The sequence below is a fragment of the Enterococcus canintestini genome (assembly GCF_001885735.1).
GTDB lineage: Bacteria > Bacillota > Bacilli > Lactobacillales > Enterococcaceae > Enterococcus_C > Enterococcus_C canintestini.
In genome coordinates this window covers 55,196-77,415 of sequence record NZ_JXKG01000002.1, presented here as the reverse complement: position 1 = coordinate 77,415, position 22,220 = coordinate 55,196, and the positions used below count along the sequence as shown (strand labels likewise).

At 37.0% G+C, this 22,220-nt stretch carries 18 protein-coding genes and 2 pseudogenes; all 20 read right to left on the bottom strand.

Annotation, left to right across the window (positions count from 1 at the left end; translation table 11 throughout):
• Positions 1–162 precede the first annotated feature (162 nt).
• Positions 163–534: a VOC family protein gene (locus RU96_RS01840; RefSeq protein ID WP_071863848.1), complete on the bottom strand. Its 372-nt coding sequence runs from the start codon at positions 532–534 to the stop codon at positions 163–165.
• A gap of 9 nt (positions 535–543) precedes the next feature.
• Entirely contained in the window at positions 544–924 is a 381-nt protein-coding gene (locus RU96_RS01835) for a DUF1149 family protein (protein ID WP_071863847.1), read from the bottom strand.
• 129 nt (positions 925–1,053) lie between these two features.
• A complete protein-coding gene (locus tag RU96_RS01830; RefSeq protein ID WP_071863846.1) occupies positions 1,054–2,076 on the bottom strand; it encodes a SepM family pheromone-processing serine protease in 1,023 nt (340 codons plus the stop codon).
• The gene (gene coaD / locus RU96_RS01825; protein ID WP_071863845.1) at positions 2,066–2,560 is read right to left on the bottom strand and encodes a pantetheine-phosphate adenylyltransferase; all 495 of its coding nucleotides are present in this window, start codon (positions 2,558–2,560) and stop codon (positions 2,066–2,068) included. Before coaD ends, RU96_RS01830 begins: the two co-directional genes overlap by 11 nt.
• A complete protein-coding gene (gene rsmD, locus RU96_RS01820) occupies positions 2,553–3,116 on the bottom strand; it encodes a 16S rRNA (guanine(966)-N(2))-methyltransferase RsmD (RefSeq protein WP_071863844.1) in 564 nt (187 codons plus the stop codon). Before rsmD ends, coaD begins: the two co-directional genes overlap by 8 nt.
• Positions 3,117–3,385: 269 nt before the next feature.
• Positions 3,386–3,736 carry a YlbG family protein gene (locus RU96_RS01815; protein WP_071863843.1) on the bottom strand — a complete coding sequence of 117 codons (351 nt, stop codon included), beginning with the start codon at positions 3,734–3,736 and terminating at the stop codon, positions 3,386–3,388.
• Entirely contained in the window at positions 3,726–4,163 is a 438-nt protein-coding gene (locus RU96_RS01810) for a YlbF/YmcA family competence regulator (protein ID WP_249024136.1), read from the bottom strand. Before RU96_RS01810 ends, RU96_RS01815 begins: the two co-directional genes overlap by 11 nt.
• A complete protein-coding gene (locus RU96_RS01805; protein ID WP_071863841.1) occupies positions 4,156–5,265 on the bottom strand; it encodes a CAP-associated domain-containing protein in 1,110 nt (369 codons plus the stop codon). The genes RU96_RS01810 and RU96_RS01805 overlap by 8 nt, the downstream gene beginning before the upstream one ends.
• 15 nt (positions 5,266–5,280) lie before the next feature.
• Positions 5,281–8,712 (bottom strand): pyruvate carboxylase, encoded by a 3,432-nt coding sequence (locus RU96_RS01800; RefSeq protein ID WP_071863840.1) that lies wholly within the window; start codon positions 8,710–8,712, stop codon positions 5,281–5,283.
• 50 nt (positions 8,713–8,762) lie between these two features.
• Positions 8,763–9,968, bottom strand: a complete 1,206-nt coding sequence (locus RU96_RS01795; RefSeq protein ID WP_071863839.1) for an FtsW/RodA/SpoVE family cell cycle protein — start codon at positions 9,966–9,968, stop codon at positions 8,763–8,765.
• Positions 9,969–9,971: 3 nt separating this feature from the next.
• Entirely contained in the window at positions 9,972–10,262 is a 291-nt protein-coding gene (locus RU96_RS01790; protein ID WP_071863838.1) for an Fpa/YlaN family protein, read from the bottom strand.
• Positions 10,263–10,943: 681 nt separating this feature from the next.
• Positions 10,944–12,770: a translational GTPase TypA gene (typA, locus tag RU96_RS01785; RefSeq protein ID WP_071863837.1), complete on the bottom strand. Its 1,827-nt coding sequence runs from the start codon at positions 12,768–12,770 to the stop codon at positions 10,944–10,946.
• Between the two features lie 146 nt (positions 12,771–12,916).
• On the bottom strand, positions 12,917–13,681 hold the full coding sequence (locus tag RU96_RS01780; RefSeq protein ID WP_071863836.1) for an inositol monophosphatase family protein: 765 nt from the start codon (positions 13,679–13,681) through the stop codon (positions 12,917–12,919).
• Positions 13,665–13,958, bottom strand: a complete 294-nt coding sequence (locus RU96_RS01775; protein WP_071863835.1) for a UPF0223 family protein — start codon at positions 13,956–13,958, stop codon at positions 13,665–13,667. The genes RU96_RS01780 and RU96_RS01775 overlap by 17 nt, the downstream gene beginning before the upstream one ends.
• A 96-nt stretch (positions 13,959–14,054) precedes the next feature.
• Positions 14,055–15,461 (bottom strand): dihydrolipoyl dehydrogenase, encoded by a 1,407-nt coding sequence (lpdA, locus tag RU96_RS01770; protein WP_071863834.1) that lies wholly within the window; start codon positions 15,459–15,461, stop codon positions 14,055–14,057.
• 7 nt (positions 15,462–15,468) lie between these two features.
• Positions 15,469–16,209 (bottom strand): annotated as a pseudogene (locus tag RU96_RS13520) (2-oxo acid dehydrogenase subunit E2); the annotation flags it as partial.
• Between the two features lie 77 nt (positions 16,210–16,286).
• Positions 16,287–17,118, bottom strand: a pseudogene (locus tag RU96_RS13515) (biotin/lipoyl-containing protein); the annotation flags it as partial.
• 47 nt (positions 17,119–17,165) lie between these two features.
• A complete protein-coding gene (locus RU96_RS01760; RefSeq protein ID WP_071863832.1) occupies positions 17,166–18,143 on the bottom strand; it encodes an alpha-ketoacid dehydrogenase subunit beta in 978 nt (325 codons plus the stop codon).
• Between the two features lie 2 nt (positions 18,144–18,145).
• Complete coding sequence (pdhA, locus tag RU96_RS01755; RefSeq protein ID WP_180708194.1) at positions 18,146–19,261, bottom strand: pyruvate dehydrogenase (acetyl-transferring) E1 component subunit alpha; 1,116 nt, start codon at positions 19,259–19,261, stop codon at positions 18,146–18,148.
• A 291-nt stretch (positions 19,262–19,552) separates the two neighbouring features.
• Positions 19,553–22,144, bottom strand: a complete 2,592-nt coding sequence (mgtA, locus tag RU96_RS01750) for a magnesium-translocating P-type ATPase (protein WP_071863831.1) — start codon at positions 22,142–22,144, stop codon at positions 19,553–19,555.
• Positions 22,145–22,220 lie beyond the last annotated feature (76 nt).

Genomic DNA, 22,220 nt, shown 5'->3' with positions numbered 1-22,220 from the left:
AGGTTGTGACAAAAGTCTTGTCACAACCTCTATTTCCGAATAAACAGTGTGACAGAAGCAGCTACTTCGGAAATAAGACGAATTCCCCAAAATTTGAAAAACAATTTTCGAAAATTTCGTCTTATTTCTTGAAGCTGGTCGCTTTTGTCACAACCTCTTTCTTTACATACTTGAAACGGCAAAATAATTACCATCTGGATCAGCAAAATTAAAGACCATGCGCTCACCTAATGAAATCATCTCACCTAAAGGTACAGCCATTTCCTCAATTTTTTGATAAAGTGCCACAATATCTTGGCTAAAAAACATTAAAGAAGGAGAATTGGTGGCAACTTCTGGTGAGTTGCTTTCAATAAATTCCCGATCATACAAAACAAAATGAGCCTGCGCATTTTTACTTGCCGCAATTTCTACTACGCTGGTGCCGTCAACTTCTTGTTCTTCAATAATAACAAAACCCAACGCCTGCCAAAAAGCCACCGCTTTTTTAACATCATCCACATATAACATAATTTGAATATCTTCTGTAAACATCTTTTTCTCCTATGCTTCGGTTTGAAAGTTAAGTGTTAACCCTGGTTCATCAGTTGCGATTTCTGTAACTTCATAAGTCAAGCGTTTTACAATATCAAACAATGGTGCAACAATCTCACTAACTTCTTCTTCTGTAACATCTGTTTGATTAGTTATTTTACGATTAATTACATGATTAATTTGACTAACCCGCCCTGAGATAATGTATTCTTCAAAAACTAAACGAAAATCTAAAATACAACGAATAATTGAATTTTCTTTAGGATAGTTTGGATCCTCTGTGTTTAAAGGGGTGAAGCCTACTTGTAGTTTAGTTTCAATAGTTTGTTCTGGGTTTGGTTGATCATAGTGATACGCAGCCACTACTGGTTTTTGGCGTTTTATTTCCACTTGTTTTCCTCCTAAGTTTTTGTCTTTTTGCTAGAGTTGCTTTTTTAAAGTATGGTAGCTAACATTACCTCAGTTTAGTTTGTGAATGCTGGTAAATTTGAAGATATATTTTTAGCTACCATTTAAAAATTATTTTGCTACATGTTCTTTTAAATATTTAACCGCTTCTTCGGCGGTTTTTACTGGAACAATTTTCATTTTCGTATTGATTTTCTTCGCGGCTTTTTTCGCATCACGATAATTGGTATCCCCTTTTTCTAAATCAGCTGGAGCAAAGAAAACCTCCGCCCCACTTTCAGAAGCACTCACTACTTTTTTATCAATTCCACCAATTTGGCCCACATTACCTTCACTATCAATTGTACCAGTACCGGCAATTTCATGACCATTGCGTAAATCTTGTTTGATTAACTGTTGATAAATCTCTAATGTAAACATTAATCCAGCTGATGGTCCGCCAATATTATCGACATCAAATTGTACTTTTTCTTGACTGTTGACTTTAGTGTGGTCTGTTAAGGTAATTCCAATACCTGCTTTACCATTAGTTGGCAGTTTAATGAGAGCACCACTAGCTTTTTTTTCTTTACCATCTTGCAGATAAGTAATCGTTACCTGATCACCAACTTTTTTACTTTGGACGTATTTCATAAAATCGTCACTACTTTTAAAAGCCTTTGAATCAACCTGCACTACGGTATCCCCAATTTTAATTTGACCGTAAAAAGCAGAATTTGGCTCAATTCCTAAAACATAAACACCAAGATAATCCATTTTAAAAGGTTTCTCAGCTAAATTTAGTGCTGAGGTGATTGCATTATTTTGCGAACTTTCCATATAAAAATTTTGAATCCGATTATAATCATCATTACTAGCAGAACCCATCAATTCTTCTTTTGTTACTAAGTCAGAAAAAGATTGCGTTTTGGCAAAGAGCGCGGTTGCAACTGTCGCCTGGCGAATTCCTACAGAAGTTAATGAAAAAGACCCGCTAAATTTATCTTTTTGGTCATTTACTTTAACCAAAGTATCTAATTTAATGGTAGATCCTGGTGCTTCAATATAATAAGGAATCGGTAGCGCTACACAAGCCATTAAAATTAAAGCGAATAATAAAAGTAAAAGACGTTTAATTGGTACTTTACGCTTCATAGTGGTCACTCTTTTTCACCAAAGCCTCAAATACAGGCTGGGGTAGATATTCTTTTACATCGCCACCAAAAGCGATAACTTCTTTTAAGATGCTGGAACTGATATGAGTGTACTGTGGTCGTGCCAATAAAAAGACTGTTTCAATATCGCTATCAAGATGATGATTCATCGTCATAATTTCTTTTTCATATTCATAATCTTTGACGCTACGAATTCCTCGTAATAAAAAGTTTGCCCCTAATTTTTTAGCACTAGTCACTGTTAATTCACTATCTTGTTCGATAACACGAATGTTTGGCAAGTGAGCCACAGAGGCCTCTACCAATGCTTTACGCTCTTTTGGACTAAATAAACTTTTTTTATTGGTATTCACAAAGACACCAACGATAATTTCATCAAATAGTTTCGCTCCGCGTTCAATGGTATCTAAATGTCCATTTGTAAAGGGATCAAAACTGCCAGGAAATAATGCTATTTTACGCATGAGACGCCTCATTTCTATAAATTGTTATACTCGTTATACCATAGTTTTGTTGTCTGGTTTGTTTTAAAGTAGCAATGACGGAAGGTAAAACAACCTCTTTTGCTGTTTCACATACAATTATTGCTTGATTGGCTAATAGTTGCTGGTTAACTAGTTCTTCTAATTCAGTAATTAATTGCTGTTTTGCATAAGGAGGATCTAAGAGCACCAAATCAAATTGCTTTTTATCCGTTATAAAGTCGGCTAACGCTCGTTGCGCATCTTTTTTTAACAACGTAAATTTTTCGGGTTCTTTTGTAATAGCAACATTTTCTTTAATAATTTGCATTGCTTTAAAGTTACGCTCAACACAATAAGCATGGTCCATTCCTCTTGAAACGGCTTCAATCGCTAACCCACCACTGCCGCTATATAAATCTAAACAATCCCCACCATCAAAAAAAGGCCCAATCATATTAAAAATAGCTCCTTTTACTTTATCAGTGGTTGGTCGTGTATTGTCTCCTGGTAAACTCTTTAACTTTCGTCCACCGTATTCTCCAGCTACGACTCTCATTTTATTTCACCTCATCTGTTGTATCCACAATATTTTACCATATCTGCGAAGTAATGAGGGTCTAAAGCCTGCGACAAATCTAAAAAATTTTATACTGACTTCAAACTTTTCAAATAAAAAGTATCCCTACTCGCTCAATAAAAAAATAACCGGATTGTTTTGGTTTTGAAATAACACATTCCATGATCCGCTTTATTTTTTATAAAAATCAGATAATTTGTTGCTATATAAAAAAGATCACTGACTTCTTATGAGAAGCCAGCAATCTTTTAGACGTTTTCAGCTAAACGAATGGTCGTATTCATTTCTTCCACATCAAAACCGTCATCATCTGCCACTTGATAAGCAGCCTTTGTACCGATTTTATCTGCAAAATTCATTTCTACATCAGGTCGATAAGAAGGTTCAACATTCCGAACAAAGTGCAAATGTTCAATTTTTTCCATCGTTTCTTCAAATCCAGTTTCATCTAGATACAATATGACATATTTTAGTTTGCGGGAAACGTAATGCACTAAACCATAGCGTTTCAAATTTTTTAATTGACGTAAGCTATAAACCCAGACGATTAATCCGCGTCTTTGTTTTGGTTTAAATTCTATTGTTGTATCAACTTGCATGACAATTTCCTCCACAATTAGACTTGGTTGTTTCAAAAAACGGATTTCCATAATCAACTTTTACATCTTCAGAAAAACTATAGGCCACTTGCTGGCAAATACTATCTAGTAGCTCTTGTAACTGGGTTTCTGCCTGGCGAAAATTAGCGACCGATTCGCATAAGTCTAGCTGACGCTTTTTTTGATAAAGTGCTTTGCGCTGTTCTTTGATTCCTGGAGCATATTCACCAAAGCGACTTAACTCCTCATAACTTTCCTTTGCCTTTTGAAAAGTTGCTTTCGCTGTTAAAGCAGAGTCATCCAAAGTCATCTCATTACGGGCGTTTTCATATTGTTGGAAAGTCAAACTCTCACAAATTGTCTCACTTAAATTTTCACATAGCTGCACTAGATGTAATGTTTCTTCGTTGTAAATCACGTTATTCACTATCCTTAGTTTCTTCAGTATCCTCTAACAAGATTACCATATTGTCTTCATCAATGCCAACACCAACTTTTTGTTGTCCTTCATTTAAAAAACGAGTATGCAAATAAGGATCACTATAAAAAGACAAAATTTGAAACATTGTATCAATCATGGGGCGATAATAAAAACCTGACATCGCTGGCATTTTCATTTTTTTTAACATTTGATCAAATTCATCACTAACAATTAAGAAAGGTTGAGGATTGCTTACATCATTCATTCGTTCTAATTGTTTAAAACGTTCTTCATTTAAAAATCGCTTTGGTTCTTTCAAAAAGTCGGCATTAATATCATCGGCACGTCCTTGTAAAGTAAAGTTCGTTGTATAGACATCTCGCTCTTCTAATTTTCTTAAAACATTTAACAATTCAAAAGCCGAAGCTTCTTTTAAACGATTGACTTCATCCCAATTGGTTAATTGTGCTTTTGTCACTTTAGGTAGTTGACCTTCAATTGAAGTATAAGGCGCTAATTCTAATAACATTTGTTTATCTAAATAAGTAATTCCCATTAATTGAGATTTTTTTTGATTAAAAAAGAGAATCGCAAAGGTATCATTAGTAAAAGCCACAAGAGGTCGATAATTCATGTCTTCTTCCATCAGTTCAAACTGAATTTTCTCTCCGTTGTAATCCAATGAAAAATTGGGATACAACATGGTTACTTTGGTTAAATCATTCATCGTCATTCCCGATTTAAAAGGAGCGGTATGTTTATCATCATTGCCGGCAATTTTTACTGCTGCAACTTTCCCATTACGAATATTTGCCGCAATATAGCTGTTTTCATTATCGGTCTGATACGTATTCACCCGATAGCCAAAGCCACTGTCATAACTAACCAGTGGCTTGCCTAAAAGATTTCTTAATTCACTTGAACTTTTACCAATTAAATCAGCATAGCCGGAAACTTTAATTGGTTTATATTTCAAGCTCGTTTGACTAATATCTTTATTTGTTTGACTATCATAGGCAGGTGCTTGCCGCGCAAAGAAGACCGGTTGTAAATAGACCACAAGTATTGCAGTTACTAGTAGCAACAAAAAAATAATTCTACGTTTCACAGCAAGCCCTACTTTCTAGCTTTCAGTAATTTCAATTAAAAGATCATCTTGGGCAATTGGTTCACCACTTGCTACATAAATATGTTTGACCACACCATCAAAACGAGCTTCAATTGCTGTTTCCATTTTCATCGCTTCGGTGATTAATAATGTATCCCCTCGTTTAACGGAATCCCCTTTTTTCACCAAAACTTCTAACACCGATCCGGGCATGGTTGCCCCAATTTGTTCTTTATTAGTTGGTTCTGCTTTTTGTTTGGTTTGAACCGCGCTAATAATCGATGTATCTTTTACTACCACTTCACGACGTTGGCCGTTTAAGTTAAAGAATAAGACACGATTTCCTTCAATGTCTGGCTCACCAATTTCATCCAGACGAATAATTAAAATCTTACCTTTTTCAATTTCGACATTAATGGTTTCACCTAGTCGCATGCCTTGGAAGAAAGTTGGCGTATCTAAAACAGTAATATCAGCAAATTTTTCATAAGCTTTTTGGTAATCTAAGAAAACTTGTGGATACATCAAATAGCTCAATACTTCTTCGTGTTTTGGTTCACGTCCGATTTTTTCCATTAATTCTGCTTTGATTTTTTCAAAATTAACCGGTTCTGCTAAGGAGCCAGGGCGAACTGTAAAGGCAGGACGACCTTTTAAAATGATCTTTTGCAAGTCTGCAGGAAATCCTCCTACCGGTTGTCCTAATTCTCCTTGGAAAAATGTGATTACAGACTCAGGGAAGTTATACTCATCTCCGCGACTATAAACATCTGCTTCAGTTAAATTATTTTGCACCATGAATAGTGCCATATCTCCAACAACTTTTGAAGATGGCGTTACTTTGACAATATCACCAAACATCAAGTTAACTGTTTGATACATTTCTTTGATTTCATCCCAACGCGCTTCTAAACCAACGGCTTTTGCTTGTTGTTGTAAATTAGAATATTGTCCACCTGGCATTTCATGTTTATATACTTCTGTTTGAGGTGCATTTAGGCCATTTTCAAATGGCTTATAAAACATGCGGACATCTTCCCAATAATGATTTAATTGTTGCGCGTTATCAATATTAATCTGGGGCTGTCTTTCATCTTGATCTAAAGCAAAATACAAACTATTCATACTTGGCTGACTTGTAGATGAACTCATCGCGCTAGTGGCAACATCGACAATATCCACACCAGCTTGGGTAGCAGCAGAATATGTGATAATCCCATTGCCACTTGTATCATGGGTGTGCAGATGAATTGGCAATGAGACTGTATCTTTTAATTCACTGATTAAACGATAAGCAGCTCGGGGTTTTAATAACCCTGCCATATCTTTAATCGCAATAATGTGGGCACCGGCATGTTCTAATTCTTTGGCCATATTCTTATAGTAATCAACATTATATTTAGCCCGGCTTGGATCATTTAAATCACCCGTATAACAAATAGCAGCTTCAGCGATTTTGCCTGTATCTCGCACTGCTTGAATGCTTTTTTCCATTTGTGGTAACCAGTTCAAGCTATCAAAAATACGAAAAACATCAATTCCTTGTTGTGCTGATTCCTTGATAAATTCAGCAATCACATTGTCTGGATAATTAGAGTATCCTACCGCATTGGAGCCACGGAACAACATTTGGAATAATGTATTGGGCATTAATTTTCGCAAAGTACGCAAACGAACCCATGGATCTTCGTTTAAGAAACGATAAGCCACATCAAAAGTAGCCCCACCCCACATTTCAGTCGAGAACAATTGTGGTAAAGCGAGCTCCGTTTTAGCGGCAATTTTTTCAAAATCGTGGGTTCTTACTCGCGTAGCTAACAAACTTTGGTGAGCATCACGGAAAGTAGTATCGGTTAAAAGCAATTCTTTTTGTTGCTTAACCCAAGCAACTACTGCCTCTGCCCCATTTTGATCGAGAATATTTTTAGCCGTTACAATTTCTTGGTCGGGTTTAATCAACTTATGCGGAAGTCTCGCTTCACCATAATATTTTTTCTTATTTTTTTCGATTCCCGGAAAACCATTAATTGTAATTTCACTAATATATTTCATTGTTTTATTCCCGCGATCTCGAGTAGACGGGAAGACAAATAAACTAGCAGTATTGTCGATAAATGTCGTTTTTGCTTCACCACTTTGAAATTGTGGATGATTGATGACATTTGTCATAAAAGGAATGTTTGTTTTCACACCACGGATACGAAATTCTCGTAAGCAACGTTGCATTTTTTGAATGGCTTGTTCAAAAGTACTACCGTGGGTACAAACTTTTACTAATAACGAATCAAAGTAAGGTGTGACCACTGCACCAGCATAAGCATTCCCAACATCCAGACGCACGCCAAAGCCACCTGGAGAACGATAAGTATCGATTTTACCGGTATCTGGCATAAAATTATTAACCGGATCTTCTGTCGTAATGCGGCATTGGATTGCTGCCCCTTTGTATTTAATATCTGCTTGTTGCGGGATACCAATATCTGTATGCAAGTCTTTTCCTTGTGCAATTAAAATCTGCGAAGTCACAATATCAATATCTGTAATCATTTCAGTAATCGTATGCTCCACTTGAACACGAGGATTAACTTCGATGAAGTAGAATTTATCTTCTTCTACTAAAAATTCGACTGTTCCAGCATTTACATATCCAACATGCTTCATAAGTTTTACAGCTGCTTGACAAATTTCCATTCGTTGGGTTGCACTTAAGGAAACACAAGGCGCGACTTCAACTACCTTTTGATGACGACGTTGCACTGAACAATCCCGTTCAAATAGATGGACAATATTTCCGTGACTGTCTCCCAGAATTTGCACTTCAATATGCTTAGGGTTACCGATATATTTTTCAACATAAACTTCATCACTACCAAAAGCCGCTTTTGCTTCACTTTTCGCTCGTTCGTAGCCATCCCGTGCTTCTTTTTCATCATGAGCTACCCGCATACCACGACCGCCACCACCCAAAGCGGCTTTAATCATAATCGGATAACTATGGGTGTTAGCAAATGCTAAAACTTCATCAATTGAAGCTACTGGACCATCTGTACCAGGAATTGACTGAATACCAGCTGCAATTGCAGCTTCTTTGGCTTTAATTTTATCACCAAAAATATCAAGGTGATGAACGCTTGGCCCAATGAATACCAATCCTTCTTCTGCACAACGTTTTGCAAATGCCAAATTTTCAGAAAGAAAACCATAACCAGGGTGAATTCCCTCTGCACCAGATTCTTTTGCAATGCGGATAATATCTTCAATATCCAAGTAGGCATCGATTGGTTTTTTCCCCTTGCCAACTAAATAAGCTTCATCAGCTTTAAATCGATGAACTGAGTACTCATCTTCAGCAGCATAAATACCCACCGTTCCTATCTGTAATTCTGAACAGGCACGGAAAACACGGATGGCGATTTCACCACGGTTAGCAACGAGAATTTTTTTCATCAAACCACTCCTTGAGAATTAATCTATTGTTAGCTAAAAGCTAGCTTAACTCATTTTTTAGCTGGTACATTTTTTCTTTGTTTAACTTGTTTAGCAGGTAAAATACCATATTGTTTTTTCTTTTCATCCGCACTAATATTCAAGGCAAAACCAACACATATAGATAACATCAAAAGTGACGAACCGCCCTGGCTTAAGAAAGGAAATGTAATCCCCGTTAAAGGAATAACTCCAGTAATCCCACCTAAGTTAACGAAAACTTGAATTAAAAAAAGAGAACCAATCCCAATACACATCATAGAATTAAACGGATCGGTTGAACGAATTCCTACTAGAAAAATACGCGCAATCATGTAAAATAATAAGGCTAAAACCAACAACGCAATAATCAAGCCTAATTCTTCAATCACAATTGCAAAAATATAGTCGGTATGGGCAAATTTCAAAAAACCTTTTTTCTGAATACTATTACCTAGCCCACGACCAAAAAGTCCACCATTATAAATAGCATAATAGCCATTAACCATTTGATGACCCAAATTAAACTCATCTTTAAATGGATTTTGATAAATTGCAAAACGACTATAAACATGGGCTGGAATAAATTTTCCCTTTGTCAAATTAATCAATTGAATCACACCAAATGATCCAATGACACCTGCTGCCCCTAAAACTAAGGTATACAGATAATTAATTCCGCTAGCCATAATGACAGAAAAAGCAATCAAAGTGATAACTGCCGCATTCCCAAAGTCAGGAAGTAACGCAATTAAACCTAAACCTACCAGTACATAAACTAGTGGTCTAAAGACTGTGCTAAAAAAAGTTCTGCCTTGAATTGTTTTTTGACGGGTGGACAATTTTAACGCTAAAAACCAGATAGTGGTAATTTTGAAAAACTCAGCTGGCTGAATATTAACCGGACCAAAAGATAACCAGCCTTTTGCCCCATTAACCTCTTTACCAATTACTAACACAACTAATAACAACGCGATAACAATAATCATCGCCATCGAAGCAAAGGCTTTATTGCGAATGACATCTGTTTTCATCTTATAAATAAAACTAATGGCCACTAAACTAATCAGCCAAAAAACCGCTTGATTAATAACCGAACTCATAAAATTCTGGTTTTGTTCAACTAAGAGATAAGAAGTTGAACTAAATACCATTACCAAACCTAATACACATAAAATTAAGTAAGGGATTAAAATACTATAATCTAAAAGGTGACGTTTTTTTATCTTTTGTGGCAAGGCTTACGCCTCCTTGTTCGTCTTTTGATCTTCGTAGACCTCTGCGTATAAATGATTTAATTCTCTTTCTAAATCACTTAACAGTTGGTGACCTTCGTCGTTTCGAATGATACCTAGGCGAACCGCGAAAGTTACTTGACGAGACAAGCCATACATTTGTGTATCAACAACTTCCTCAAAAGCTTTACATTGAGAAATACATAAACTATTTTTTTGATTGCGAATTAATTTTTTAATGCGGTCGGCATCTTGCATCAATAATTCCAAAGCAAATTCATGAGAAACTGAATCCATCTCTAATCCAACCTTTCTTTCTTAGTTTCATTATTATAGCATAATCCCGAATTGATTGGGATAAAATCCGGAAAACCTTCTTAAAATTTTCACGAACCACCGCATTAATCCGAACATTTTTAAAGAAAACAGTAAATTTGTTTCTCATCTCTCTTTGCGTGAAACATAGAATAATGTGAAACAAATAATTACTGTAAAAATACCTAATTCTAATTATTTACGCAAAAACAGTGACAAAACAACTTTTTAACAGTAAAACTTTTCCACAAGAAAAGCTGAATGAACTCGTCCAGCTATCAAGCGATAAGACGAAATCTTGATAAATTGTTTTCCCAAATTTCTCACGATTTTGGCTTATTGCCGTAGAGAGCTAGTTCATCAGCTAGATCACAAAAAAAGCTAAATGAACTCGTCCAGCTATCAAGCAATAAGACGAAATCTTGATAAATTGTTCCTCAAATTTCTCACGATTTTGGCTTATTGCCGTAGAGAGCTAGTTCATCAGCTAGATCACAAGAAAAGCTGAATGAACTTGGACAACTCGCAAGCAATACGTTGGCATTTTAATAAATTGCTTTTCAAATTTCAGTTCATCACCATCGCCAACCTGTTTTTAGTGTAAAACAGATGATCCTTTTCATACAAAAAAACCAATCTTCCATTGAAGATTGGTTTAAGTAATTATTTTTTCTTTTTAGCAGCTTTTTCACGTTCACTCTTATTTAAAATTTGTTTACGTAAACGGATGCTTTCCGGTGTTACTTCACAGTATTCATCATCATTTAAGAATTCTAGTGATTCTTCTAACGTTAAAATACGTGGACGTTTAATAACTGAAGTTTGGTCTTTGTTAGCAGAACGCACGTTAGTCATTTGTTTTGCTTTGACAATGTTTACCGCAAGGTCTTTATCACGAGAGCTTTCGCCGACGATCATTCCTTCGTAAACTTCTGTACCTGGTTCAACAAAGACAGTACCACGTTCTTCAACCGACATAATAGAGTAAGTTGTCGCTTTACCATTTTCCATTGAAACTAAAGCGCCATGGTGACGCCCACCAATAACTCCTTGAATCATTGGCAAGTATTGATCAAAAGTATGGTTCATAATACCATAGCCGCGTGTCATGGATAAAAACTCAGTAGTAAAACCAATTAAACCACGGGCAGGTGCTAAAAAGACTAAACGGATTTGGCCGTTGCCGACGTGGATCATATCTTGCATTTCAGCTTTCCGTTGTCCTAGGGCTTCAATGACTGAACCCATGTATTCTTCTGGTGTATCAATTTGAACTCGTTCAAACGGCTCACATTTTACGCCGTCAACGATACGTTCGATAACTTCAGGACGTGAAACTTGTAATTCATAGCCTTCACGACGCATATTTTCAATTAAAATTGACAAATGCAATTCACCACGGCCAGAAACTGTCCAAGCATCCGGTGCAATTGACTCAACGCGTAATGAAACGTCAGTTTGTAATTGTGACATTAGACGTTCTTCAATTTTACGTGCTGTAACCCATTTACCTTCACGACCAGCAAATGGCGAATTATTAACTAAGAAAGTCATCTGTAAAGTTGGTTCATCAATGTGTAAGATTGGTAGTGCATCTTGATGATCAACAGGTGTAACAGTTTCCCCAACGAAGATATCTTCCATCCCAGAAACTGCAATTAAATCCCCAGCTTTTGCTTCTGTAATCTCTAAACGTTTCAAACCAAAGAAACCAAATAATTTTGTCACACGGAAGTTTTTAATCGTGCCATCTAATTTAATTAAAGAAACTTGATCGCCAACGGCAATTTTACCACGGAAAACACGGCCAATCCCAATACGACCGACATAGTCGTTATAATCAAGTAGTGAAACTTGGAATTGTAAAGGTTCGTCGCTATTATCAACTGGTGCTGGAATGTGTTCTAAAATTGTATCAAAGACTGGCGCCATTGTGTGTTCTTGTTTACTTGGATCATCTGATAAACTAGAAGTCCCATTAACTGCAGACGCATAAATAACAGGGAATTCTAATTGATCTTCATCTGCACCTAATTCAATAAATAATTCCAAAACTTCATCCACAACTTCAGCAGGACGAGCTGAATCTTTATCGATTTTATTTACAACTACAATTGGAGTTAAATGTTGTTCTAAGGCTTTTTTCAAGACAAAGCGTGTTTGTGGCATTGTGCCTTCATAAGCATCGACAACTAAAACAACACCATCAACCATTTTCATAATCCGCTCTACTTCACCACCGAAGTCCGCGTGTCCTGGTGTATCCATGATGTTAATTTTAGTACCTTGATATTCGACAGCTGTATTTTTTGCCAAAATCGTGATACCACGTTCTTTTTCCAATGCATTGGAGTCCATGGCCCGCTCTTCTAAGCGAGTGTGGCTGTCTAATGTATCTGATTGTTTCAATAATTCATCTACGAGTGTCGTTTTACCATGGTCAACGTGGGCGATAATTGCCACATTGCGAATATCATTTCTTAATTTCAATTTATCTGGCTCCTTTAATCTTGTGTATAATCTGACGGCTCATTATAACAGATTATCTTTCTGAAATATAGTGAAAACTTTCAAAAAGATTCATTCCATGTCATAACTTTTGCAAATCTGTTATAAATCCCACTACTAAGGGATTATTAATTTTTTATTTCCATAATATTTTCATAAGCTTTAGGTGTGGCTGCTACAAACAATTCACGTCCAGCTAATTTTAGCGGATCGCCATTGATATTTGACATGCGCAAGCCTAATTCTTCAATCAAAACGCCACCGGCAGCATAATCCCACGGTGCAAGTCGCGAAATATAAGCAGCTCTTCTTCCCATCGCTAAACTAATCAATTCATAACCGGCACAACCTGTCATGCGCACACCTAAGGCAACTTCTCCCATTTTTTGCACATGCCAACTATCTTTTTGATACATCACATGATTTAATCCTACTAATCCTTCTGATAAGGAAATATCTTTTGGTGGATTGATTTTTTGATCATTACAATACACGCCGATGTTGCGTCCGCCCCATAAAAACTCATCTTTCATCACGTCATAAACAAAGCCTAATTTTCCGACACCTTGTTCATAAACTGCAACCATAATACAAAAATTTTCATGTTCTAAAACAAAATTCATCGTCCCGTCAATTGGATCGATTATAAAAACGCGCCCACTAAAGTCTTCAAGTTGGTCTTTGCCGTTTTCTTCACCTAAAATTTTAGCATTAGGATCAAAATTCATAATGCGTTCTGTCAAAAAATCTTGAGTAGCTTTATCTAAGTTTGTCACTAAGTCGGTGCGACCACTTTTGGTATCAACTACTAAATCATCTGCTTGAAAACTTTTTTTAATCACTTCACCGGCTTCATAAATCCAGCTTTTAATTTCATTAATCATTTCTTCCATATTCGTTTTTCACCTTTAACCTTCCAGTTGGATTTTGTTTTGCTAACTTGAGTGTGTGGTATAAAGAATAACCAGATAAATTTTCAAATTCTCTTCCTAAGCGTCGTTCTTCACCAATACTTGGGACAACTTTTTTGAAATTTTCATAGGATTTTAAAAACGTTGTTGCTTCTATCCCTTTTTCATTGGCTGCTTCTAGTGCTTCCCACATTTTCATAACGGTCACCATTTCTTCAGTGGACCAAGATAAATCCAAGGGATATTGATATTCTCGCATATATTTCACCTCAAATGTTAGTTTAGCATAGGTCTAACGGATACAAAAGAAAGAGCTGCACCATTTGGCGCAGCTCAAAATAACCATTTCAAGTTTTTAAATATGAATTGGCATACCTAAAGCAAGTTCAGAAGCATCCATCACGATTTCCCCTAATGATGGGTGTGGATGAATCGTTAGCGCAATATCTTCAGCATTCATACCTGATTCAATGGCTAAGGCTAATTCTGAAACCATATCACTTGCACCAACACCCGCAAGTTGTGCTCCAATTAAAACATTGTCTTCTACAGTTGTTACTAGTCGAATAAAGCCTTCTGTTTTACCTAATGACAAGGCGCGACCATTACCAGAAAATGGGAATTTAAAAGCTTTTGCTTCCAAACCAGCTTCTTTAGCTTCTGCAATTGTCATCCCTACAGAGGCAAGTTCTGGATCTGTAAAGGCAACTGCTGGCATAGCTTTATAGTCAACTGCAACTTTTTTGCCACTAATTGCTTCAGCAGCAATTTTTGCTTCATAGCTTGCTTTGTGAGCTAGGGCTGCACCTGGAACAATATCGCCAATTGCAAAAATATTAGAAACATTTGTACGACCTTGTTTATCGACAGTAATTAAACCACGTTCGCCGATTTCAACACCAGCTTGTTCTAGACCTAGCTCGTCTGTGTTCGGACGACGACCAACTGTCACCATTACATAATCCGCTGTAATGCTTTCTTCTTTGCCATCAACTGCGTATTTGATAGTCACGCTATCACCATTATCAACAGCTTCTTTAGCCATTGCATTGGTAATAACAGTCATCCCTTTTTTCTTAAATTCATCTTCAACAATTTTAACCATATCTTTTTCATAAGTTGGCAAAATTTGTGGTGAACCTTCTAAAATTGTCACATTGGCTCCTAGGTTAGCGTAAGCTCCACCAAGTTCTGCACCGATTACACCGCCACCAATAATGACGAAGTTTTTCGGTACTTCTTTTAAAGCTAAGCCGCCAGTAGAGTCTAACACGCGTCCACCAAATTTGAAGCCTGGGATTTCAATTGGTCTTGAACCAGTCGCAACAATAGCATTGTTGAAAGAGTAAGTTTGAGCAGAATCAGGGTGAATCACACGTAATGTATGATCATCAACAAAATAAGCTTCCCCTTCTAAAACTTCGACTTTGTGTTTTTTCAATAAGAAACCAACACCACTCGTTAATTTGTTAACGACGCCATTTTGTTTCCATTCTTGTGTTGCAGCAAAGTCTAATTTTACATTTTCACTAGAAACACCAAACATTTTAGAGTCTAGTGATTCTTGATAGTGGTGCCCAGCAGAAATTAACGCTTTTGAAGGAATACATCCAACGTTTAAGCAGACACCACCAATGTATTCTTTTTCAACAATGGCAACTTTTTGTCCCATTTCCGCAGCGCGGATGGCAGCAACATAGCCACCAGGTCCGGCTCCGATTACAACTGTATCTAATTCGATAGCGAAATCTCCAACTACCATGAGTCTATCATCCTTCCATTAACATTAGCTCTGGATTAGCTAACAAGCGTTTAATATTATTCATTGCTTTTTGAGCAGTCGCGCCATCGACGATGCGATGATCAAAACTTAAAGAAAGTTTCATTACGCGGCCAACTACGATTTCACCTTCTGCACTTACGACAGGTTGTTGTGAAATTGTACCGACGCCTAAAATAGCAACTTCAGGATAATTGATAACTGGTGTGAAGAAGCCACCGCCAACTGAACCAATATTACTAATTGTGATTGTACCATTGCGCATATCATCAGCTGAAAGTTTGCCATCATGTGCTAATTGGGCTTTATTATTAATTTCATCGGCAATTGCAAACATACCTTTTTGATCAGCGTTTTTAACATTGGGTACGTACAAACCATGATCAGTATCTGTTGCAATCCCAACATTATAGTAATGTTTATAAACAATTTCTTGTTTTGCATCATCAATTGAAGCATTTAAAACTGGGAATTTCTTCACAGTAGCGGTTAACGCTTTAACAACATATGGTAAGAAAGTTAATTTTGTGCCGTTTTCAGCAGCAACTTCTTTAAATTTCTTACGGTGATCCCAAAGAGCTGAAACTTCTACTTCATCATGTAATGTTACATGAGGAGCAGTTTGTTTACTTGTCACCATAGCTTTAGCAATAGCTTTACGTGTTGGTGTTAAAGCAACGCGTTCTTCCATATCGCCCATGTTTGAAGTAAAGGCTTTTGGTGCTGCTGCAGCCTTAGCAGGCGCTTGGCTTTCAGAACTTGGAGCTGTAGACTCTTGGGCTGGTGTTTCAGCAGGTTTAGTCGCCACACCACTACCACTTAAGAAGCTTTCAATGTCTTCTTTTGTAACCCGACCACCTTTACCAGTAGCCGTTACTTGTGTAATATCAACATCTTTTTCACGAGCATATTGACGGACTGAAGGCATTGCCAAAACGCGTTTATTTGGATCAGACACTTCTACTACGCTACTTGTAGCAGCTGATGATGTTGATGTTGATGTTGTCGTTTCACTACTTGTGGCTGGTGTTTCAGCAGCTGCCGGTGCATCGTTGTGCCCAGGAGCATCGATTTCAACTAAGACATCCCCAACGTTTGCCACTGTACCTTCTGGAACAATAATATTTTTAACTGTACCTGTCACAGGTGATGGGATTTCTTCTACTGATTTATCATTTTGCACTTCTAATAAAGTATCATCTTCATTAATTGTATCGCCAGCTTTAACGAACCATTTTACGATTTCGCCTTCAGCGATTCCTTCACCGATATCTGGTAATTTAAACTGATAAACACCACCGCCACTTGCAGCAGGTGCTTCAGTGGTAGGAAGTGCAGCTGGTTGTGCCGGTGTTTGCTCACTTGCTGCTACACCACTATCTCCATCGTTGCCTTCGTGTCCAGGAGCATCGATTTCGACTAAAACATCGCCAACGTTTGCCACTGTACCTTCTGGAACAATAATATTTTTAACTGTACCTGTCACTGGTGATGGAATTTCTTCTACTGATTTATCATTTTGTACTTCTAATAAAGTATCATCTTCGTTAATTGTATCGCCGGGTTTAACAAACCATTTTACGATTTCGCCTTCAGCAATTCCTTCGCCGATATCCGGTAATTTAAATTGAAAAGCCATTTATAATCTTTCCTTCCTGAAAATAAAATTCACTGCCTTACGTCTATTTAAAAGTTGACGATTTCTTTTACTTTAGCTTCAATATCCGCGGCATTTGGTAACCAGATGTTTTCTGCTTGACCAAATGGGAAAACTGTATCAGGCGCAGAAACACGGCCAACAGGTGCTTCAAGTGATAAAATAGCGCGTTCAGAAATTTCAGAAACAACTTGGGCGCCTACACCCGCTTGTTTTTGCGCTTCTTGGACGACAACAACACGACCTGTTTTTTCAACAGAAGCAATAATTGTTTCAATATCTAATGGCGCAATCGTACGAAGATCAATAATTTCAGCGTCAATATTTTCTTTAGCTAAATTATCCGCTGCTTTAATAGCTTCACGTACCATTGCTCCGTAAGTAATAATTGAAACATCTTTACCTTCACGAGTAACAGCAGCTTTATCCAATGGAACTTCATAAGCTTCATCTGGCACTTCCTCACGGAAAGAGCGATACAATTTCATGTGTTCCAAAAAGACAACTGGATCATTGCTACGAATTGAAGCAATTAGTAATCCTTTAGCATCATAAGGATTTGATGGGATAACCACCCGTAAACCAGGAGATTGTGCCATTAAACCTTCTAAATTATCTGAGTGAAGTTCTGGTGTGTGCACGCCACCACCAAATGGTGAACGAATTGTAATCGGCAAATTACGTGTTCCTCCCATACGGTAACGAGTCCGGGCCATTTGACCGACAATTTCATCCATTACTTCAAAGACAAAACCGAAGAATTGAATTTCAGGAACAGGGCGGAAACCTTCAAGTGCTAAACCAAAAGCTAAACCACCAATACCAGATTCAGCTAAAGGTGTATCAAATACACGTTCTTCACCATATTTATCTTGTAAACCTTCAGTTGCTCGGAAAACCCCGCCGTTTTTACCTACGTCTTCACCAAATACTAAGACATTTTCGTCAGAACCTAATTCCAAACTCAATGCGTCGGTGATCGCTTGGATCATTGTTTTTTGCGCCATGACTATTTCGACTCCTTCGCTTCATAAAATGCAATTTGCTCTTTAATACTTTGTGGTTGTACTTCATACATGCTCTTTAAGAAATCAGATACTTTTTGTTTTGGTACGCGGTCAGCTTCTGCAATTGCTGCTTTGATTTCTTCTTTTGTTTTTTCAATAACTTCTTCTTCTTTTTCTTCTGACCAAAGGCCTTTTTCAGTTAAGTAGTTACGCATACGAATCAATGGATCTTTTTGTTGCCATTCATTATCTAAATCTTTTGAACGGTAACGAGTTGGATCGTCACCAGAAAGTGTATGTGGACCATAACGATAAGTTAATGTTTCAATTAAAACTGGACCATTACCTGCTGAAGCCCATTCTCTAGCTGCTTTTGATACACTGTAAACTGCAAGTGGATCCATACCATCGACTTGAATTCCTGGAATACCTGCTGCTGCTGCTTTTTGTGCTAATGTTTTAGCCGCTGTTTGTTTTTCTCTTGGTGTTGAAATAGCAAAACCATTATTTTGAATATAAAAAACTGCATTGGCATGATAAGCACCAGCAAAGTTGATTGCTTCATAAAAGTCCCCTTGGGATGAACCGCCATCACCAGTATAGACAAATGTAACGTTTTTACTATTGCGTTTTTTAAGACCTAAAGCCACACCAGCTGCTTGAACATATTGTGCCCCAATAATGATTTGAGGTGGCATTGCGTGTAAATCTTCCGGATATAAATTCCCTGCAACGTGTCCACGAGACCACAAAAATGCTTCTTTTAATGGTAAGCCGTGTTGGACAAGTTGTGGCACATCACGGTAACCTGGAAATAGACGATCTTCTTTTTCAAATGCAAAATGACTTGCTAATTGACTTGCTTCTTGTCCTGCAGTTGGTGCGTAAAAGCCAAGACGACCTTGACGGTTTAATGCAGTTGAACGTTGATCTAAAACCCGAGACCATACCATCTGTGTCATTAATTCAACTAACTCATCGTCACTTAAATCAGGGATTAAATCTTTGTTAACCACCTTACCATCCTTGTCTAATGCCTGATATGTTGGAAAATCAGCATTGATCTCATCCAAAATCTTTTGGAAATCGATTACATTCTTCGCCATTTTATTACCCATTCCTCTCTTAAATAAATGACCCTAAGTATAACAGCTTAATATTCTGTATTAGGTATTTCGTAAATCTTACATCATTAAACTATCATTTATTGGAAATAAATACAACCCCGAAGCTCAACAAATCACGAAAAAAAATCAATAAAAACAGCTTAACAGCAGTTTATTTTTGTGAAATCAATCACACGTATAAAGCGCTTTAAAGAATCTGACATTATTTTTTTACAAACTTCAAAAATTTTAGTACAGCAATACAAAAAAATACGACAGTCGGCGGTGGACTGTCGCATTATGTTATACCCAATCAGAAGTAAACTTAATATAAATTCTTTTAGCAATTTCAATGGTAATTAGATAGCCTAAAATAATTAGGACAAACCACAACCAATAATGCAGTGGTAAAGTAGTAAATTCAAAAACAGTTCGTAATGGCGATAATACGAGTACAAAGCCGGTAACAATCGCTAAGATACTGGTCAAAATAACTGGCCAAGAGGCACGACTTTGAATAAATGGTAATTTTCGAGTACGCACCATGTGTACCACTAACGTTTGTGTTGTTAAGCCCACCAAAAACCAGCCAGTTTGGAATAGGCTTTGTTCAGCTACTGTATTAGCCCCTAAGACAAACCACATAACTAAAAAGGTCAAGATATCAAAGATACTAGAGACCGGTCCAATTGCAACGGTAAATTTGAATAAATCACCAATTTCCCAACGCACAGGTTTTACTAATTCCTCTTCATCAACATTATCCCAAGGAATTGTTAATTGGGCCATGTCATAGACTAAATTTTGAACGAGTAGTTGAATTGAAAGCATTGGTAAAAATGGTAAAAAAGCACTCGCTACTAAAATAGAAAAAACATTACCAAAGTTTGAACTAATCGTAAATTTGATATATTTCATCATATTGGAAAAGACACGGCGTCCTTCAATCACACCTGTTTCTAACACATTTAAACTTTTCTCTAGTAAAATAATTGAACTGGCATCTTTTGTGATATCCGCTGCGGTATCAACAGATATCCCCACATCCGCTTTTCTTAAAGCAGGCGCATCATTAATACCATCCCCCATAAAACCAACCGTGTGACCTTTTCTTTGAATCACTTCAATTAAACGCGATTTTTGCATGGGATTTAATTTGGCAAATAGATTGGTTTCATCGACTTGATCCATTAATTCTTCATCGGATAATACTTCAATATCTGTTCCTAACAAAATATTCGTTACACCAATGCCGACATCTTGACAAACTTTTTTTGCGACAATGGCGTTATCACCAGTCAAAACCTTTACAGCAACCCCATGTTCATGTAAAGATTTAATCGCTGAAATAGCAGATTCTTTTGCTGGATCCAAAAAGCCCATAAAACCAATTAACGTCATATCTTTTTCATCAGCTACCGAATAAGTTGCATCACTATGCGCGTCTTTTTTTACCGCCACAGTTAAAACACGCATCCCTTGTTCGTTCATTTTAGTATTAACATTGCGCATTTTCTCTTTTAACTTATCATCTAAAAGAACCGTTTCACCATCAATTTCAGCATATTTACATACTTGTTCCATCTCTTCAACGGCACCTTTTGTGACCATAATTTGATGTTGGTCCGCTTTAACTACAACTGTTAGGCGACGTCTCGAAAAATCAAATGGAATCTCATCAATTTTAACCACATCATTAAAAGGTAGCGTACAGTTATTTTCTTCAAAATAATTTAAAACAGCAATATCCATCAAGTTTTTCCAACCGGTTTGATAATGAGAATTTAAATAGGTCATCGCCAACACATTTTGATTTTCTTTTCCTAAAGGATTTAAATGTTGCACTAAAACTACACGGTCTTCTGTAATTGTTCCAGTTTTATCAGTACACAAAACGTCCATACTACCAAGATTTTGAATAGAAGGAAGTTCTTTTACAATAACTTTTTGTTTGGATAATGCCAAAGCTCCTTTGGCTAAATTACTCGTTACAATCATCGGTAACATTTCAGGGGTTAAACCAACTGCCACCGCAATCGCAAAAAAGAATGCCGATGTCCAGTCACCTTTTGTTAAGCCATTAATCAAAAAAACTACTGGAAATAATACCATTACCATCCGCAATAGTAATTTACTAACACGCGTTAAGCCTACATCAAATGCCGTTTTACCTCGTTTACTAGTGGCATTGCGGGCAATGTCACCAAAAAACGTTTCTTGACCTGTTTTTAAAATAATTGCTTTACCTTGTCCACTTAATACATCAGTTCCCATAAAAACCAAATCATCTAAATCTAAAGCTGAGATATCTTCATCTTTTTTTACACCGGCATCGACAAATTTTTCTACCGGCATCGATTCACCTGTTAAAGATGATTGATTAACAAATAAGTCCTTTGTCCAAATTAAAACAGCGTCCGCTGGAATCATATCCCCTGTAGCTAAAGTCACAATATCCCCTGGTACGATTTCATCCATTGGAATTTCTTTGGTGCGACCATCCCGGGTAACTGCACAGGTATTTTCAATTAATTCTTTTAGCGCCAGACTAGCTTTTTGAGAACGATATTCTTGCACAAACGTAATCGTAACACTGGCTAAAATCATCACCAACATCACAATTGCTGCTTCATAATCACTCGTAGCAAAAGATACTACTGCTAAAGCAGCCAATACTAATACAAAGGGATCTTTAAACCCTTCTATAAATAATAGCCAAGCTGGAGTTGGTTTTTGGGCATCTACACGATTTTCACCATACTCTTCTAAACGCTCTTTTGCATCTTCAGAGGATAACCCATTAATCGATGTTCGTAACTCCATAAATAATTCACGTTCTGATAAAAATGCTAGTTTTTTCAATTCTTGTTCTTTAGTATTTTTTGTAAATAACATATTCTCTCTCCTTTTACTAAGAGAGAACAAACTCCCTCTTAGCTATTTTATTTAATTTCTGTCGCGAGGGACTGGG

What these genes read in the sequence shown, in the direction of transcription:
- RU96_RS01780 (WP_071863836.1), bottom strand. Translation starts at nt 13,681, where the DNA reads ATGGAAGAAATGATTAATGAAATTAAAAGCTGGATTTATGAAGCCGGT.
- lpdA (WP_071863834.1), bottom strand. Translation starts at nt 15,461, where the DNA reads ATGGTAGTTGGAGATTTCGCTATCGAATTAGATACAGTTGTAATCGGA.
- RU96_RS01790 (WP_071863838.1), bottom strand. Translation starts at nt 10,262, where the DNA reads ATGGATTCAGTTTCTCATGAATTTGCTTTGGAATTATTGATGCAAGAT.
- RU96_RS01815 (WP_071863843.1), bottom strand. Translation starts at nt 3,736, where the DNA reads ATGCAAGTTGATACAACAATAGAATTTAAACCAAAACAAAGACGCGGA.
- RU96_RS01775 (WP_071863835.1), bottom strand. Translation starts at nt 13,958, where the DNA reads ATGCGAGAATATCAATATCCCTTGGATTTATCTTGGTCCACTGAAGAA.
- rsmD (WP_071863844.1), bottom strand. Translation starts at nt 3,116, where the DNA reads ATGAGAGTCGTAGCTGGAGAATACGGTGGACGAAAGTTAAAGAGTTTA.
- RU96_RS01760 (WP_071863832.1), bottom strand. Translation starts at nt 18,143, where the DNA reads ATGGCGCAAAAAACAATGATCCAAGCGATCACCGACGCATTGAGTTTG.
- RU96_RS01840 (WP_071863848.1), bottom strand. Translation starts at nt 534, where the DNA reads ATGTTTACAGAAGATATTCAAATTATGTTATATGTGGATGATGTTAAA.
- RU96_RS01830 (WP_071863846.1), bottom strand. Translation starts at nt 2,076, where the DNA reads ATGAAGCGTAAAGTACCAATTAAACGTCTTTTACTTTTATTATTCGCT.
- mgtA (WP_071863831.1), bottom strand. Translation starts at nt 22,144, where the DNA reads ATGTTATTTACAAAAAATACTAAAGAACAAGAATTGAAAAAACTAGCA.
- RU96_RS01800 (WP_071863840.1), bottom strand. Translation starts at nt 8,712, where the DNA reads ATGAAAAAAATTCTCGTTGCTAACCGTGGTGAAATCGCCATCCGTGTT.
- coaD (WP_071863845.1), bottom strand. Translation starts at nt 2,560, where the DNA reads ATGCGTAAAATAGCATTATTTCCTGGCAGTTTTGATCCCTTTACAAAT.
- pdhA (WP_180708194.1), bottom strand. Translation starts at nt 19,261, where the DNA reads ATGGGTAATAAAATGGCGAAGAATGTAATCGATTTCCAAAAGATTTTG.